This window comes from Fodinibius sediminis (assembly GCF_900182555.1).
GTDB lineage: Bacteria > Bacteroidota > Rhodothermia > Balneolales > Balneolaceae > Fodinibius > Fodinibius sediminis.
The window spans coordinates 1-15000 of record NZ_FXTH01000008.1 but is presented as its reverse complement, the minus strand read 5'-3'; the positions used below and the strand labels follow the sequence as shown (position 1 = coordinate 15000).

Genomic DNA, 15000 nt, shown 5'->3' with positions numbered 1-15000 from the left:
CCTGATGATTAGAAAATTGGCGCCCATTCCATGGCATTGGCAGCACACCATGAATCTACTTAACCATTTCAAGTTCTCTAATACGGTGGTTATCAACTCTGCCATGTTTCAACCTGATAACTTCATCACATTGTTCCCCAAGCGAATGATTATGGGTTACGAGAATAATAGTTTTGCCTTCCACTTTTAACTCCTTGAAGATATCCATGACCATACGCTCATTATCCTCATCGAGATTTCCAGTTGGTTCATCCGCCAGAATGAGCTCAGGGTCGTTGGTGATGGCCCTGGCGATGGCTACTCGCTGCTTCTCCCCACCGCTTAATTCGCCTGGCAGGTGATCCGCGCGGTCGCCGAGCCCAACCATCTTTAACGATTGCATGGCATCTTCCCTGTCAGGCATGCTGTGGAAATACTGTGCCAGCATCACATTATCCAGAGCTGTCAGATAATCAACCAGATGAAATTGCTGGAAAATAATACCCAGGTGTTCCAGGCGAAACCGGGCCTTCTCATCATTATCGAAATCCGTAATATCAGTCCCCCCTATGCTAATTCGGCCGCTGGTTGACTGATCCAATCCGGCGATCAAGTTAATAAGGGTGGTTTTTCCACTTCCCGACGGCCCCATAATACTCATTATTCGTCCTCTTCCCACTGAAAAGGAAATATTGTCGAGAGCCTTTACGCTTCCGTAATCCTTACAAAGATCAACAGTCGATATCATAGTGATATATTTTTTATACGCCACGCAATTCATGGACAACATTGTGATTGTGAGATTCTATCATATACGTTAAACCGGCAAAACCGAACGCAATAAAAGTTACACCGCTGATATAAAAAATAGTTGTGAGCCCTATAACCGGTGCATAGTCAGCAACGTACTGCAGAATTGCCCAGCTTAACAGCAGGGTGCCGGCCACCCCCGCGATTATCGAAACCAGGGACAGAATCAAATATTCAGAACTTATTAGCAGTAGTATTCGGCTTCCCGACCCTCCCAGCGATTTAAAAATCCCCAACTCTTTTCTTCTTTTCCCCGCATCGAGCCTGGCCAGATTAATAACCGTAGCGAACGAAGCCAGGACCGAGATCATTGCAATGGTCAACATCAGCGATTCTATACTGCCCAAAAACCGATATCTGGTTTGTACCATCTCCTTGAGAATTATGGCATTTCTGCCTTCATACATTCCAGGATTATCAGTCCTGATTAACGCTAATGAAGCATTCTGAGGCGTTCCATTGCTAAAAATATAGCTATCGAACCGGGTGCCGCTTTTGAGTATGGACGGCTGTATAAGCGCTCCATCAATGGTAAGGGCATCCCCCTGTTCGATTCCCAGTTCATCGGCTACAAGCTGACCGACAACGTAATCGCTCTGTCCCAAAATAATCCATGCCGGATTGATCTCCATTAATGAAAAAACGGGAGTTACCGCAAGTTCTTTTTGCTCCCCGTTCACGGAAGCTGTTTTCAGCTGAACCGGGACGCCGGCGGTAGCCTGTTCCCCTTCTTCGAGGCGGAGAATCACGTTTATGCCGTATTTGCTCATTTCCCGATCGATAACCCGGTTAAACTCGTCTCCAACCACTTCAGCGGCGCCTATCAGGCTCAACGTTATAACAACGGCCATAATCATGGGAAAATACAGGTCTCGGCGCGACTTTATTGATTTGGTTACGATGTTCAATAACATGCTACTATCTCAAAAGTTCAGTGGTATTGTTTGTCAATCCCTTCCTGGCAAACAGCAGCGCTGAAAAAGAGATTAAAAATGGAATTGCCAATGACATGACAATCAAAAGCTGGTGCGATGAAAACTCGATATTAAAAATAACGTGACTCACATAATTCAGTGTCAGTGCGCTAAGCATGTAGGTAATAGCAGCGGAAATGAACGAGGCCATTCCCAACTCGACCAGAAGCTGCAGCATTATTTTTTTACTCGATCCGCCGATCGCAGCCATAATTCCAAAATCCTCGAGATGTGAGGTTACATACATTTTTTCTGCGCTGATGATGGCAATGAGGGATGATGCCAGGGTCAAAACAAACAGGCCAAAGAAAATGCCTGTAGATGCCTTGATGACCCCTCCCTGTACTTCGGTTATCCTGCGAAGTATGCGAACATTATTACCCGGAAGAACCTGCCCGACTGAATACGCAATTGAACCGGCATAAGGTGAACACGACCATTTTTCCAGCTCCTCTGAATTCAGCGTATTCACGCCATACTGTTCTGCCTTCCGCGATAATTCATCCTGAGGCTTAATCAATGCACTGACAAGGATTTTATCTATACTGCTCCTTTCGGCCAGTTCCTTGAGTTTCTCGATATCCATAAAAATATAATCATCCCAGTAGGTACCGGTTTCTATCATTCCGGCTACCATGTATTCTGCTTTCCTGCCATGTATTGATAATGCGATTGCATCGTCAATATCGATATTGGCTCCCAGAATCACGCTATTGGCGTCAGATGAAGACACCCCCTCATACTTCCAGCCGTCAAAATGCAATAATCCAAAGTTGTATCTCTCTTCGTCTATTGATACCTCTTTGCGAAACCAGGTACCGGCCACATGTACCGTTTCCCCATCGATGACGGCCTCGGCTTCGAGAATGGGCATGGCGTTCAACACATTATTTCGCCAGAAATGGCGTTTCGTTTTCAGCTCTTTTATATCCTGTACTTTCAGTATGTTATCATCGAGCAAATCTCCACCATTTTGAATAACCATATTCGGCACCCCGCTTATATCCATCGCCAACTTTGACTCGGCATTCATATAAACCGATGACAGAATAACCAGCAGAGAAGAAGCAGCCACCATGGTTAGCGTTAATGATAAAAAACGGAGATTCTTGATGCGCACCGCGCGGGCTGCCAGGCGCAATATAAATGAAATCATCTATTGCCCCCAGTGTGTTGTTAGTTCATCTGCAGAAATGCTGATGGTGTCCGAACCGGTTTCGTAGTCAATAACCTTCGGGTTACAACCGCCGGCATGACCTATGGTAGACGGATCGATGGGCGCTGAACAGGTCTGGCATACCAATTGCTCACCATTGTATCCGTAACCGGTTGGCGGACATATATAGCAGCGGTCCAGTGCCGCTTTAACCTCCCCCTCTTTTCGAGTAACCAAGAGTCGAATGCCTTCATATTCATACTTGTATAAACCATCTTCCTGCGGAATATCAATGGTGATTACTCCATTTACCGGTGTAACGGATGCCGGTTCGGGGACCACCAGGCTTGAAGTGGCTACTGTCGTAGAGAAAAGGGGGACCGCCAGAAAAATCAACAGGCCTGAAAGCGACATCTTTGCATATTTTTCCTTGTAAAAACGGTATCGCTTTTTGCGCCGGTCGGTAGGTTTCAACCCTGAAAACTCGGGGGGATGCGATTTAATCAGATCGTACATCACCAGCAGAATCAGGGCGAATAGCATCAGTGCAATAATTAACGTACCAGTAGAATCTTTGGCAAGAAATCCAATACCCAGCATCACCATTTCCGTGGAGGGAAGCACCCCGATTTCAAAAAGTTCATGAAATCCGTTGGCCGTCAACTGCAAAACCAGTATTGCCAATATCACGGATGTAACTTTGAAAAAACGACCCATGTGGATCTTTGTCGTGCCCCAAAGAAAAACAAAGCCAAAAATGATCGATAATACCATTCCCATTACCCCTCCTAGAAAATTCTGCACCGGCGTATTGCCAGCCAAAAGCAGGCTTTGCATAAAAACAACAATTTCCGCCCCCTCTCTCAGGACCATGACAAATGCAATAAAGCCCAACATCATACCGCTCGAACTCTTCTGCATTTTTTCTTCTATATCGGACTTCAGATCACTTGAGTGACGAATCATCCAGATGGTCAGGGAACCGACCAGAATCGCTGAAGCAAAATACAGCATTCCCTCCACCCATTCATTTTCCGGATTAACTCCAATGTGAGACAAAATTATACCCGCTGCTATACTAATGATCACTGCTATAGAAGCACCGCCGTAAATATAGCGCTTTCGATTTTCCTGTCCGCTTCGCTTTAGATAGGCTAACATTACAAAAATAACGAGAATAGCCTCAATTGAATCTCTGAGTGTAATACCTGCTGCCTCTAACATATGACCTTATTTTAGGTGAACAGTTCGGTTGCCTTTGGCTTTTCATATTTTTAGACCTTTATATCTAATATAGTCTTAATCTAAATAATTCTCCAACTTTAAATTACCTAATGACCGTATATATGACGGGTAGCATGTGTCAGAGTCACGGCAATTGTAATTGGCCAACGGGGCAGCACACGGCCTGCGACACTATCTCCACGGCAGGAAGATCATACATGGATCCATTAGCCCTGGTCTGCCTGTTATGGTAATGTTACACAGGCTGACCAGTTACCCGACTAAAAGCATTGTCATACCCCATCCCCCAACCGGCCGTTCAAGATGATCTCTGATAAAGCATTCCAGCTACAGGCATACGTACAGATATTCTAATATCCTAATTAAGCAGTTCTTTGAGGAAATCTTTGACGATTGCTGCAAACTCCGCGCTGTGCGTTCGCTGATGGTTTTCCAGATCAATGAAAGTGCAGTCTTTCAATTGATCGGCCATTTCGAGCATCTCCTCATGGTTGTGAAAATGGTCTTTTGAAGCCCCCACAATAAGTGTCGGGGCATCCACCGATTCGAGGCGCTCCCAGATTTTATAACGACTCAACGAAAGTACTGCCCTCTTCAGCTTGTATGGATCAGCAGCATCGAGTGCACGAGATGAAATTTCATACATCTCGTAATCCTCCTGAATATTGATACGATAATTTTTTAAGTAGTATTTGGCTACCGGTTTAATGATTCCGTATGTATAAGAGGAGAGATAGATTAACGGAATACTCCAGCGCGGAATTTTAAATGAGGCATTGGGCTCTAGCATGAACAGGGCAAGAGGTCTGTCAGCCAATAACCGGTATGAATCTACTATAGCTGTGGCACCAAGGGAAGCGCCCAAAAGGATGTATCCCCTGTTGTCAAGCCCCAGCTCTGAAATTGCCAGGGCAATGTCTTCTCCTATCGCCTCGATTTCGAAATTCCGCTTCCCATTTGTTCTCGATGTTTTTTTTTCGCGGGTTTCCAGATAATGGACAGTGAAATCACGGGTAAGCGCTCGGGTAATCTCCTTTGAGCTCTCCATAACTGACGCCAGTCCAGTAATCATCACCACCGGTGGATGGACACTCTTCAGGGGATAAAATGATACGACACGCAGATCAATCCCATTGGGCAGCGAAATATATCGATCGATAATCCGACGTGAGCAGGGACCGTACCTGCTCAGATCTGTATCTTGAGGCTCTGTCTTGGTACGGAATAATATTCGTTTTGCCATCTCTCTCATATTTGATAGTTATCACAGAATTCTGGATTCCTCTAAAACTGTATCCGCACAGATAATATCCAGCCATGCCTCCCCGGTGCCGGCTACGCACAGCACTCGACAAGCTGATGAACGGTCAATACTTTTAACTTCATCGCCGGATTATCGCGGGAGGCACCGACATCATATAAAAATTCAGAAATATGCATTACTCTTGAAACTGCTTAGAGTGCCAAACTCACCAAACAATCCCCATTTTTCAGCAAGCTTCATCATTAATTCGATCGAGGATTCTTCCAATGTTCCTCTAAGAGGCACATTGACCTCTTCCAACCCGCAGAGCATGGCTTCTACGGAACAACAGAACGCCGTTCCCCTGGGGGTGTGAGAACTGATAACGAACTCCGGATCCATTGGCAGTTTCAAGTATGAAGAAAAGGGGACCATTGTGACGCGATCCATTTTTTCGACCTCCGGGGAAAGGGCACTCGGCACGGAATTGTCAGAAATAAGGACCGGATAATCTGGGTTGATATGTTGTGGGAATACAAGGGGTTTGTTGGCATTTGTGGTTATCACTATAACATCACACTGCCGCAGGTGCTCCATATTCACACTGCATGCTATTTCAATTAACGGCGATTTATCCGTTGATTTTTGTAACTGTTGCTCCAGCCATACCTGTTGTTTCGTATTATGGACGATCAAGTTGATCCGATTGAAATAGTGCTCCTGCTTCGACATATAGTCGGTAATCGCTCGTCCGATATTCCCGGCCGCCCCCACTATTCCAAGTGTACACGGTTTATTAACATCCGAACTTGTCTTAATCTCATGCAGCACTCGCCGAATACCTGAAGCCGCTGTAAGCGTATTACCCGTTATAATTTTTGTCGATGAAGGCTCAACCAGGGCCATGCCGTTGTTCGTAAAAATGGAGGTATAACCTCCCAGGGCCACGAACTCGGAACCCTCTATAGCAGCTTCATCCACTCCTTGCTGAATTTTTTCGATGATTTCTCTTTTTTTCCCCTCCCGGTGCATTCGTTCGAGTTCAGCTGATCCCAGGGGTATAACTTTCATCTGGAAGTGGATACGTCCTCCAAACAGTTTCTTGCTGAAGAGTGTCACTGGCTTCATCTCCATTAATACCTGCAGATGATTAAACAATAGTCGCAGGCCGGTGTTGGAGGCCTTGGCAAAGGAGGGCTCCAGTATTCGCAGTTCGTCAGATGGACTGGTGAAATGGGCCAGGAATGTGACCTGTTTAGCTCCCTCCTCCGGTAGATCCAGGGCAGGATAGATCAAACCGCCCGGGGGCTCATACCCTTTTTGGTCGTCAAAGGGATCATCCTCCATAAAATGGAGAAACAGATCGTAGAGTGACTGTTGCTGGATGATTTCAGCCAGGCTTTCCAGGGCTGTTCCCAGTTGATTGATCTCTTCATCCGTGATAAATACCGATGGTTCAACTCGCAATACATTGGGAGCAGAAAGAGTAGGCAGTACCCTGATGAAGTGCCGGTTCAGCAAGTAGGATGCACAAACATATCCCAGGAATTCCTGGCGATACATCAACCGAAGAAAAATGTTGCCGAGAGCTGAAAAATCCCTGAAACGGATGCCGAGCATCAGTCCTCTGCCAACAACCGCATCCAGTACATCAGGATATCGATTGACAGCCGCCTGCAAACGGTTTTTTAGTCGTACTCCGCGTTCGCGCGCACGTTTTGGAATTTCTACAGCGCTAACCAGCGACAGCATTTCCCTGGCAACCCGTGCCGCAAGCTCTCCATTTCCGAACGTGGTGGTATAATACTTGCCAAACTCATCTATATATCGATTTTTATCTACCAGGAGGGCTGAAATTTTTTCCAGTCCCCCACCCAGCGATTTACCCAGCAGGTAGTAATCACCGGCAATCCCTTTCGAGGCAAGAAATTCTCCGGAACGCCCAAGCCCACTCTGTATTTCATCCAAAATGAGCGGAAACTTGCAGCCGGAGAGGTAGCGCAATACCGCCCTGTTTACCTGCCGAACTCCTCCTTCGCCCGCGATAGGCTCAGCAATTGCAGCAATAATTGTGGATATTCGTTGGGTTGTAGTCTGGATGCGACCTTTTCTTTTCTTGTAGATTGTAAGTTCTATATGAGCCTGCTGAATATGCTGGTCTATTTGATCGCGCCAGCCAGGATTACTATCATCAACAGGCAAAGAATCCAGCGTCAACATATTGCTGAATTTGTAGCGTTGATCCTTGTTTCCGATAAGGGAGCGAGCCCCGGTTGAATGCCCGTGAAAGGCAGACTTCAGGGTAATCACGCCAAGGCGGGTGGTTTCAATTTTTTTTCTGTTTTGCTCCCATATTTCCTGGAAGTTTCCCGCATCCCGGCTGCCAAATTGTTGAAGCTGGCGCCGCTCCATCTTCTGCATTCGCTCTCTCCACTCCATGCAGGCGTGATGAAGCGCCATTTCCACGGCTTCTGCGCCCGTTGATCCAAATAACGTACGAAAATGGCGGCCTGTTTCACGGCCTGCCATATCATTCAACTTCTCGGCCAGCCGACCTACCTGATTGTGAATACTTCCCTGGTTTGCAATAGCAATGGCCCCGCGATCCAGGAATTTGTTCAAGGCCTTTCGCAATGCAGGATAATTATGCCCCAGCAGATTCCCCCCATATCCTCCAACCAGATCGAGGATCTCAATTTCTTTTCCTTCCCTATATGCAAATAGGGAATCTTTCTCCGCCCGATGGTAAACCAAGTCCATTTTGAGATCCCTGAGATACCGCCCCACGTACGAATTGGCATGCTCGGTAAACGTATCGAATTGCAGCTGGCGGGTTTTGACGGTGTGGATCCAGTCTTCTGAGACAAAATATTTTCGTAAAGCGAGAATTATCGAAGCATGCTTTTGTTGTATCAGCTTCTGGGATACATTGCCTTTTAGTGTTTTGGGGGGCTCCGCATTTAATAAAGTAAAACGCCGTATCGAGCGGTGGCGAAATTCAAGCGGATTTAACTCCCTGAACAACTGGTCATTAATTGTTTCTAACCGGCTTTTAATATTGGTAATGACCTCCTTGTTTTTCACCTTTCCCGGCAATAGTGAAGAAGTCCTAACAAATACCAAGGCTGCCAATCCCGGTTCTCCCTGCAGAGTGTAAAACTCGATATGGGAGATCATCGGATCAAGCTCCCGGTAATATTCACCTACACTATTTATGGGTATTTTCACCCCGAATCCATCCTTGAAAAAGTCTCTACCATCACGGCCGGCATAGACAAGCTTCCCTTTTTTCAATTCCACGATATCCCCTGAATAGAAATACTCATCTTGTGGAGTTATCCCCTCCTTGCTTAGGATTCCAGAACATCCAAAGGGCGACTTGATAAACAACCGGTAGGTATTTCCAATTTCTCCCCGTTTCAAGCCCAAGCTTACACCGGGCAGCGGGGCGCCAAGGCCGCCGGTTACGGGATCTTCATTCGGATCATCCCTCATGGTATTGGTCACCTGCTGCGTCTCGGTGGTACCCAGTGCATTATGGATCGGCAGCTCAAAGATAGATTGAAGCTCTTGCACCAGCCTGGAATCAAATGGGGCCCCGCTGGATACCAATGTTTTAAAATGGTTTCGAAAACCCGGAATCAGCTCTGGGAAATTTCTCGTCATCTCAAGCAAGAGCTGAAAAGCGGCTGGACCACCGGTAATATGTTCCGGTTTCATTTTTAACAAAAAATACCTCACAATCTCCGGCTGCTCTTCGAACCACTCCGTATTGATCAGACACGCGGGGTTTCCCGTCCACAACGCGTTAAAGAAGGTTCGAATCCCCATAGTGTGGGTAAAAAGCGGCGTAAAGCCCCGACCGCCAAGCCTGCTTTTTTCCAGCATGCCACCCATCTGCCAACTCAGGCAGCTGTTAAGAAAGGCGCCCTGACGGTAAACAACCAGCTTAGACCGTCCCGTGGATCCCGAGGTCGTAATGATCAAAGCCTCCTGATTCAGGTTCGTTCTTTCGACAATGGCTGCAACAAGCGGATCTGACAGGAAATTGTCTCTGGGAAGCTCGCAGTTCAACCAGTGCAAAATGTTAAAAGAGCTGAACGTATCCCAGATCTTGATGCCGTGCCCTTGAACCTTTTCAATGATGTCATCAACAACGGCTTTTGCCTTTACATGATGATCTAACCGGCGAATTTCTGTCATGGGAATAATTGCCAGCCGGCAATTAGAAACAGAAAGCCATTCGTCCAATTCGTTCGTCTCCATAAACATTGGCATAAATACACGAACACCGTAGGAAGACAATGCCGAAAACAGTAGTGCCTGGATCATCTCGTTGTTGCCTGGTACGCCCGCAAGGAGCATTGTATCCCCCTGTTTAATGTTGTTCTCAGAGAACTGTTTGTACAATTGCAGATGAATATAGCGGTACCGATGCAGAGATATCCTTATGAGCTTTTTATTATCGTGCCCCAGAATAATTTCTCCTTTTTCACTCCGGTGATTTAGGTTGTAAAATATCAATTCGGCCAGGTTCTGTACCGGTGACTCTGTTAATTTGATATCTGCGTTTATAATGTGATCAAACCGAATTGAGTCTCTCATGATGCCTTTTTATAGTAATATCTCTTCCATTCTACTACATTCACTGAATACCAGCACTGCCATGATCTCCACGAGCATGAGCAAGAGGAATACCAGAAATTACATGTTCTCTCCATGCCCTATGGTCATATGTTCTGCCTCGCGTACTTCGCACTATGCTATATCTTATATATTTCAAGCTAAAAGTTATCCCGACCAATCATGAACGGAATTAGCAGAGTAATTTGCAGTAAAAAGGCTGATCCTGTCGTAAGGGGAAATCCGGGCAGTTTAGGTAGCCCCCCTTTTGATCGCTCTTATCTCCATTGTGGATAAAAAACACCAACGATAATTCAATTATCTATTTTAACATCTCCCAATATTTCTTTTATACTTGCTCCATCAAACCAATTTAATACAATACCCTTTTCTGACCTGGACGAGAAAACTGCTATCCTTGAGTGTAAGATGGGGCGATTAGATTATCTGCTTTACCTTCCCCCCTTAGTACTGTCAAGAAAGACATGAACAATACCCTCAATCTCACCCTAATAGCCCATCAGTTCAGCTTTGCCAAGAGCAGATTGCCAACAGCATGAAGAAGTCCGGGTACCGTAAGGAGAGCAAAGAAGCGCTCAAAACAGAAAAATAGATGGTAATGACACCTATAAAGTCATCATGGAAGTGTCCATCACCGGATGGGATGAGTCTGACAGCAGAGGGAAAGAAGATCTGATGAAAACTGTTATCCAGTCAGTAATTCTCAGCTATATGATGAAAACAAAAGAGATATTGAGATCAACTATTTGGGAACATACAGTTGGAACTGGAAGCGGAGTAGACATAAATAAAAAAGGACGGACCGGCTCTCGCCTGTCAGTGCTTGAATTTCTGAGCTCCATGGTAATTGGCGACCTGCGAACTATTTTTTCAGTAAAATGTCTTATCAGAGTTGATGACAGGGGTCCAAAGGGAATTGAGTATTTGATTCATTACGAAAAACAGGCCGAAAAGTACCCCAATTGGAACAATGCGAACAAATACAAAACGGTTAATTCTGTTGACCGAAAACCAAAGAAAAAGGGCCAAAATAAAGAAAAACAGAGGGACATATTTGAACAACTTTTAGCCTCTGGGAAGGTAGATTCGCAAGCTGAAATTGCTCGAAAATATGAAGTTAGGCGCGCCTGGGTTTCTAAGGTATTGAAATAAAAATTTTCGGTTCTAACTGTATTACTGATTGATACTCTACGATTATCATATTCTAGCTTAACATGCTTCATCAAATTGAAGGTAGAAACCAGTGGATTCTTTGCTTATACCAAAATCAATGTGCACGTTGGCTGGGTCATCATTGTTTACATCAAATCGAATTATGGTATCTGTCGCCCATGTGTAGTTGTTTAGCCAGAAATGCCCAAAGCCCCCCCTTACCAGTGCCGGCAAAGTCGCCTCGGCCTGGCCATAGACGTTAATACTGGAGGCAACAAGTGAGAGCCCAACTAAGAGAAGTCCTGCGATCCCCCTGATTCGGTACGGTGTTTTGGAGATATTCATTGTTCGCTTCCACTCCGGCTACGCAAGAGGCCGATGGCCAGTACTGCGACCCAGAGCATGTACCCGTAGACGTTAATGCGCTCATAAATTCCCATCCAGGGCGTCGGCAGGTCTGCCGTGACCCGATCGGCTTGCAGGAAAGTCAATCCGCCGAACACCACAAGCATCAGGAGCGTCACAATCGAATAGATGCGGAACCGTTTTCCAAAAGCATTAGCCCCGAATCCGATGATGAGCAGAACCAAAAGAACCGTTACCGCCGCCATCCCGACGTGCAGGGTATCGGTCAGCGTAAACTCGGTTCCCCTGGGATGCATCGGGACAAAAAACCATGCAAAACTGATGATTCCGTATGCGATTAACAATCCTGCAGATATGCGTATAGAGTGCTTTCTATGAGTGAACAACCAGACTCCAAAACCGAATGCGGTAAGGAGGATGCTGTACGCAACGCCGGTTTGGACCAAGAGCGTTTTTGTCGGAGTCCCAATAGCACTCAACTCACTGGGGGTTTGATGGAAATAGCTATAGCCCTCCAATAGTGTGGATGCAATAATATCGGCAGCAATCCAAAGCACCGAAGACAGGATGCCGCAGACAAGCAGTACCTTTTGACCAACCTGTCTTGTTTCCAATTTTTGATTGTATATGAGCTTGTAATTTACATTAAGGAGTCAAATCAATTATCATTAATGACTGAATACACCGCTTTTCGGAGTGCGAGGTCCCGGGGATCGCCTGTTAGCGTTGTTCCCATTTGGCTGGTGACGTATCCGTAACCGATTCCGTTCTCCGGATCGGCAAAACCCATGGCCCCACCCGCTCCGGGAGAACCGAATGAACTTGAACTGCCGAACGGTATGGTTGGATTGGATTTCATAAATCCCAGCGAGAACTGCACCTCCCCCTTCATCCCCTCGTCGAAAAAGCCGTTTTCAGAAGGGATCGCCGGTGCAGACAAGGCCTCCACTGTCTTCGGGCGCAAGTTCAATTCCCTTCCACCAGTCGCAAATACGCTATAAGCTTTTGCGATTGACCGTGCGGTTCCGACCCCGCCTCCGGAAGGAACCTCGAAATTCCTCGCGTAGATGCGCTCCTTATCCAGTGATATACCGGCACCCGGATTCACAATGAGCGCACGGTGGATATCAGAACGAGTATTCATCCCGGCCAAGGTCAATCGAATCGGAAAGTGCAAAAGTCTTTCTAGCAAACTCGGGCTGGAAAGGGTAGCCAGCCTGGAGTTTGGAATCGACTCAGGCAGACGGATATAAAGGTCCAGACCAAGCGGCGCAGCGATCTCCTCCTGGAAGAACTGCCCCAGGCTGCGATGCTTCGGATCTATCCGGCGCAGCAACTCTCCTTCGTAGAAACCCAGCGTGAGCGCATGATAAGACTGACGGGAGCCTGGCTCCCAGGCCGGTTTCTGGCGGGCAAGTACAGTGGCGAGCATATCAAGATCGGCGACCACACTTTTATCGACCGGCTCATCGAAGGCAAACAGGCCCGCCTGGTGCGCCAGGAGCTGTCGGACGGTGATGCTCTCTTTTCCGTGCTGGGCAAACTCCGGCCAGTATCTGCTAACCCGCTCCTCATAATCAAGCCAGCCCCGCGAATGGGCAACTGCGAGTGTCATCGCAGCCAGGCCCTTGGTGGCCGACCAGATGATAACCATGGTGTCCTCTTCCCAAGGTTCGCCGGTCTCCCTGTTCCGAACGCCACCCCACAGGTCGACAACCATCTCGCCTCGGTAGTACACACAACAGGCGCCACCCAGCTCGTGCCGGCGATTGAAATTCTCAGCGAATGCTTCACGCACGGCTTCAAAGCGTTTGCCCACATGTCCCTCAATTTGGTGGCTTTGGGTTGGTTCCTTGAGTTTTAGCATAATAAGCCCCTCCTTAAACCATGTAATGTTTTATGCTATTATATTATTACTTTTACAGCCTGGCTTATGTAAGGAGATTTCTAAGAAACACGTAAGGATTTTCCATTTAAATATTGAATCCTCACCTGTCCTTTTGCAACAAAATTTTTTGAAAGACAAATATTATGATCTCCACTTTGGGTTGCTTATCTGATACAGGAATACTCTATGAATGTGCTCTGGATAGTTATAATATCCCTCATTGGATCGACTGTAAGGATTAAGATCCTTAAATATTTCATCGCCGAATGGAAGAACGGACACATCAATAAGCGTGAACACATTGTAAAAGCGTTAATTCATTCTGTTAACGCCAATGTGGACGAGAATGGCACTGGAACGATCAAAATACAGTATATAGCCGATAAACAGCTGGAAAAAGACTGGCATAAAATAAGAAAGTGCGAACCTGGAAAGGACCAAGTTCGCACTTTAGCTTCGATCGGCTCCCCACGAGTCACCGCAATGCGAACTATTTTTACTGCAAAAATGCCCCTCAGAGCTGTTAACCAAGGGCCTAATGGAATTGACTACCAAATTCATTACCGAAAATTGGCCGAAAAGTACCCAAATTGGAGCAATGCGAACCATTACAAAACGGTTAATTCTGTTAACCGAAAACCCAAGAAAAAGAAGAAAAGCAAAGAAGAGCAGAGGGAAATATTTGAACAGTTATTAGCCTCAGGAGAGGTCGATACTCAGGCTGACATTGCCCGAAAATTTAACTGCTCCAGAGCGTGGGTTTCTAAAGTTTTGTCTTGAGAACGCTCTGAGCTAGAAAATCCAACGCTTGATTATCAGGTAGGGTACTTAGCCTAAAATCTATAATTAGATTTATGAGTGCATTTAGGTAGAGTTCCTGCTTTACAGGCTCTCCTCCCATAGGAATCAAATTACCTACAGAGCCAATAGCTAAACCACAATTCTCATTATATTCGGAGGTCTGCATCCTCAGATATTTGGTTTCCTTAACCACTAAGTCCCTGAATCTTTTGGAGGTATCAGGGAAGAGTTTTGTCTTAAAGATTTGCCCTGCTTTGTAGTGCTTCCCAATAGGCTCTTGATGAGCCTCAGTAGTGTATTCGTTTTGCTTTAAATACTGAACCTGATCCAATATTCCTTCCAGTGTTTTCCTGTATCTCTCATTCTCAATTATTGATAGAGCTTGGTGCAGTTTAGCAAATTCTCTTTTCTCCTCAACTACCTCACCAATCTCCTCTAAAGCAGAGTCAATTTCCTTGAATATATCCTTCCCAATATTTGTATCTGACATAAGAAAGATCAACTTAAAAATTAAGGGTCTAGTGAAGCATAGCATGTTATAAAACTTTGTAAGATATTGCTATGCAATGATTAATAAGTATTATAAACGTTCAAAAATTTCTGAGGCCAAATTTCGGCGATTGATTCGTTATTTTTCGATGGATTTGACGGCCACCGATGCCGCTGAACTTACTGGTATTTCCCGACGGTCGGTCACTGATATTTACGGGCGGCTTCGCCACAAAATCGCTCGCTGGTCGGA

At 46.0% G+C, this 15000-nt stretch carries 12 protein-coding genes and 1 pseudogene; 3 read left to right on the top strand and 10 right to left on the bottom strand.

Annotated elements, in window-relative coordinates:
• Nucleotides 1-55: 55 nt before the first annotated feature.
• The 6 genes from FN808_RS09955 to FN808_RS09930 form a co-directional block, all read right to left on the bottom strand.
• On the bottom strand, nt 56-727 hold the full coding sequence (locus FN808_RS09955) for an ABC transporter ATP-binding protein (RefSeq protein ID WP_142714446.1): 672 nt from the start codon (nt 725-727) through the stop codon (nt 56-58).
• A gap of 13 nt (nt 728-740) precedes the next feature.
• Nucleotides 741-1703, bottom strand: coding sequence for an ABC transporter permease (locus FN808_RS09950; RefSeq protein ID WP_142714445.1), 963 nt, complete (start codon nt 1701-1703; stop codon nt 741-743).
• Between the two features lie 4 nt (nt 1704-1707).
• The gene (locus FN808_RS09945; RefSeq protein WP_142714444.1) at nt 1708-2919 is read right to left on the bottom strand and encodes an FtsX-like permease family protein; all 1212 of its coding nucleotides are present in this window, start codon (nt 2917-2919) and stop codon (nt 1708-1710) included.
• A complete protein-coding gene (locus tag FN808_RS09940) occupies nt 2920-4143 on the bottom strand; it encodes a Fe-S-containing protein (protein WP_142714443.1) in 1224 nt (407 codons plus the stop codon). It abuts the gene before it with no gap.
• Between the two features lie 379 nt (nt 4144-4522).
• Nucleotides 4523-5407 carry an alpha/beta fold hydrolase gene (locus tag FN808_RS09935; protein WP_142714442.1) on the bottom strand — a complete coding sequence of 295 codons (885 nt, stop codon included), beginning with the start codon at nt 5405-5407 and terminating at the stop codon, nt 4523-4525.
• Between the two features lie 183 nt (nt 5408-5590).
• A complete protein-coding gene (locus FN808_RS09930) occupies nt 5591-10012 on the bottom strand; it encodes an aminotransferase class III-fold pyridoxal phosphate-dependent enzyme (RefSeq protein ID WP_142714441.1) in 4422 nt (1473 codons plus the stop codon).
• 657 nt (nt 10013-10669) lie between these two features.
• Between FN808_RS09930 and FN808_RS09925 the strand changes: the two genes are divergently transcribed.
• A complete protein-coding gene (locus FN808_RS09925) occupies nt 10670-11203 on the top strand; it encodes a hypothetical protein (RefSeq protein ID WP_142714440.1) in 534 nt (177 codons plus the stop codon).
• Between the two features lie 57 nt (nt 11204-11260).
• On the opposite strand, the gene FN808_RS09920 is transcribed toward FN808_RS09925, so the two are convergent.
• Genes FN808_RS09920 through FN808_RS09910 form a run of 3 tightly spaced genes read right to left on the bottom strand, consistent with a single transcriptional unit; the run spans nt 11261 to nt 13436 of the window.
• On the bottom strand, nt 11261-11548 hold the full coding sequence (locus FN808_RS09920) for a hypothetical protein (RefSeq protein ID WP_142714439.1): 288 nt from the start codon (nt 11546-11548) through the stop codon (nt 11261-11263).
• Entirely contained in the window at nt 11545-12183 is a 639-nt protein-coding gene (locus FN808_RS09915; RefSeq protein ID WP_185958343.1) for a DUF998 domain-containing protein, read from the bottom strand. Before FN808_RS09915 ends, FN808_RS09920 begins: the two co-directional genes overlap by 4 nt.
• Before the next feature lie 44 nt (nt 12184-12227).
• Nucleotides 12228-13436 (bottom strand): serine hydrolase domain-containing protein, encoded by a 1209-nt coding sequence (locus FN808_RS09910; protein ID WP_142714437.1) that lies wholly within the window; start codon nt 13434-13436, stop codon nt 12228-12230.
• A gap of 207 nt (nt 13437-13643) precedes the next feature.
• Here FN808_RS09910 and FN808_RS09905 point away from each other — a divergent pair, with 207 nt between their 5' ends.
• Nucleotides 13644-14237, top strand: coding sequence for a helix-turn-helix domain-containing protein (locus tag FN808_RS09905; protein WP_142714436.1), 594 nt, complete (start codon nt 13644-13646; stop codon nt 14235-14237).
• Here the strand turns inward: FN808_RS09905 and FN808_RS09900 are convergent.
• Complete coding sequence (locus tag FN808_RS09900; protein WP_142714435.1) at nt 14221-14748, bottom strand: hypothetical protein; 528 nt, start codon at nt 14746-14748, stop codon at nt 14221-14223. The genes FN808_RS09905 and FN808_RS09900 overlap by 17 nt on opposite strands.
• Before the next feature lie 76 nt (nt 14749-14824).
• On the opposite strand from FN808_RS09900, the pseudogene FN808_RS19245 reads away from it, so the two are divergent.
• A pseudogene (locus FN808_RS19245) lies at nt 14825-15000 on the top strand (IS1595 family transposase); the annotation flags it as partial.

What these genes read in the sequence shown, in the direction of transcription:
- FN808_RS09925 (WP_142714440.1), top strand. Translation starts at nt 10,670, where the DNA reads ATGGAAGTGTCCATCACCGGATGGGATGAGTCTGACAGCAGAGGGAAA.
- FN808_RS09955 (WP_142714446.1), bottom strand. Translation starts at nt 727, where the DNA reads ATGATATCGACTGTTGATCTTTGTAAGGATTACGGAAGCGTAAAGGCT.
- FN808_RS09950 (WP_142714445.1), bottom strand. Translation starts at nt 1,703, where the DNA reads ATGTTATTGAACATCGTAACCAAATCAATAAAGTCGCGCCGAGACCTG.
- FN808_RS09920 (WP_142714439.1), bottom strand. Translation starts at nt 11,548, where the DNA reads ATGAATATCTCCAAAACACCGTACCGAATCAGGGGGATCGCAGGACTT.
- FN808_RS09900 (WP_142714435.1), bottom strand. Translation starts at nt 14,748, where the DNA reads ATGTCAGATACAAATATTGGGAAGGATATATTCAAGGAAATTGACTCT.
- FN808_RS09905 (WP_142714436.1), top strand. Translation starts at nt 13,644, where the DNA reads ATGAATGTGCTCTGGATAGTTATAATATCCCTCATTGGATCGACTGTA.
- FN808_RS09910 (WP_142714437.1), bottom strand. Translation starts at nt 13,436, where the DNA reads ATGCTAAAACTCAAGGAACCAACCCAAAGCCACCAAATTGAGGGACAT.
- FN808_RS09930 (WP_142714441.1), bottom strand. Translation starts at nt 10,012, where the DNA reads ATGAGAGACTCAATTCGGTTTGATCACATTATAAACGCAGATATCAAA.
- FN808_RS09945 (WP_142714444.1), bottom strand. Translation starts at nt 2,919, where the DNA reads ATGATTTCATTTATATTGCGCCTGGCAGCCCGCGCGGTGCGCATCAAG.
- FN808_RS09940 (WP_142714443.1), bottom strand. Translation starts at nt 4,143, where the DNA reads ATGTTAGAGGCAGCAGGTATTACACTCAGAGATTCAATTGAGGCTATT.
- FN808_RS09935 (WP_142714442.1), bottom strand. Translation starts at nt 5,407, where the DNA reads ATGGCAAAACGAATATTATTCCGTACCAAGACAGAGCCTCAAGATACA.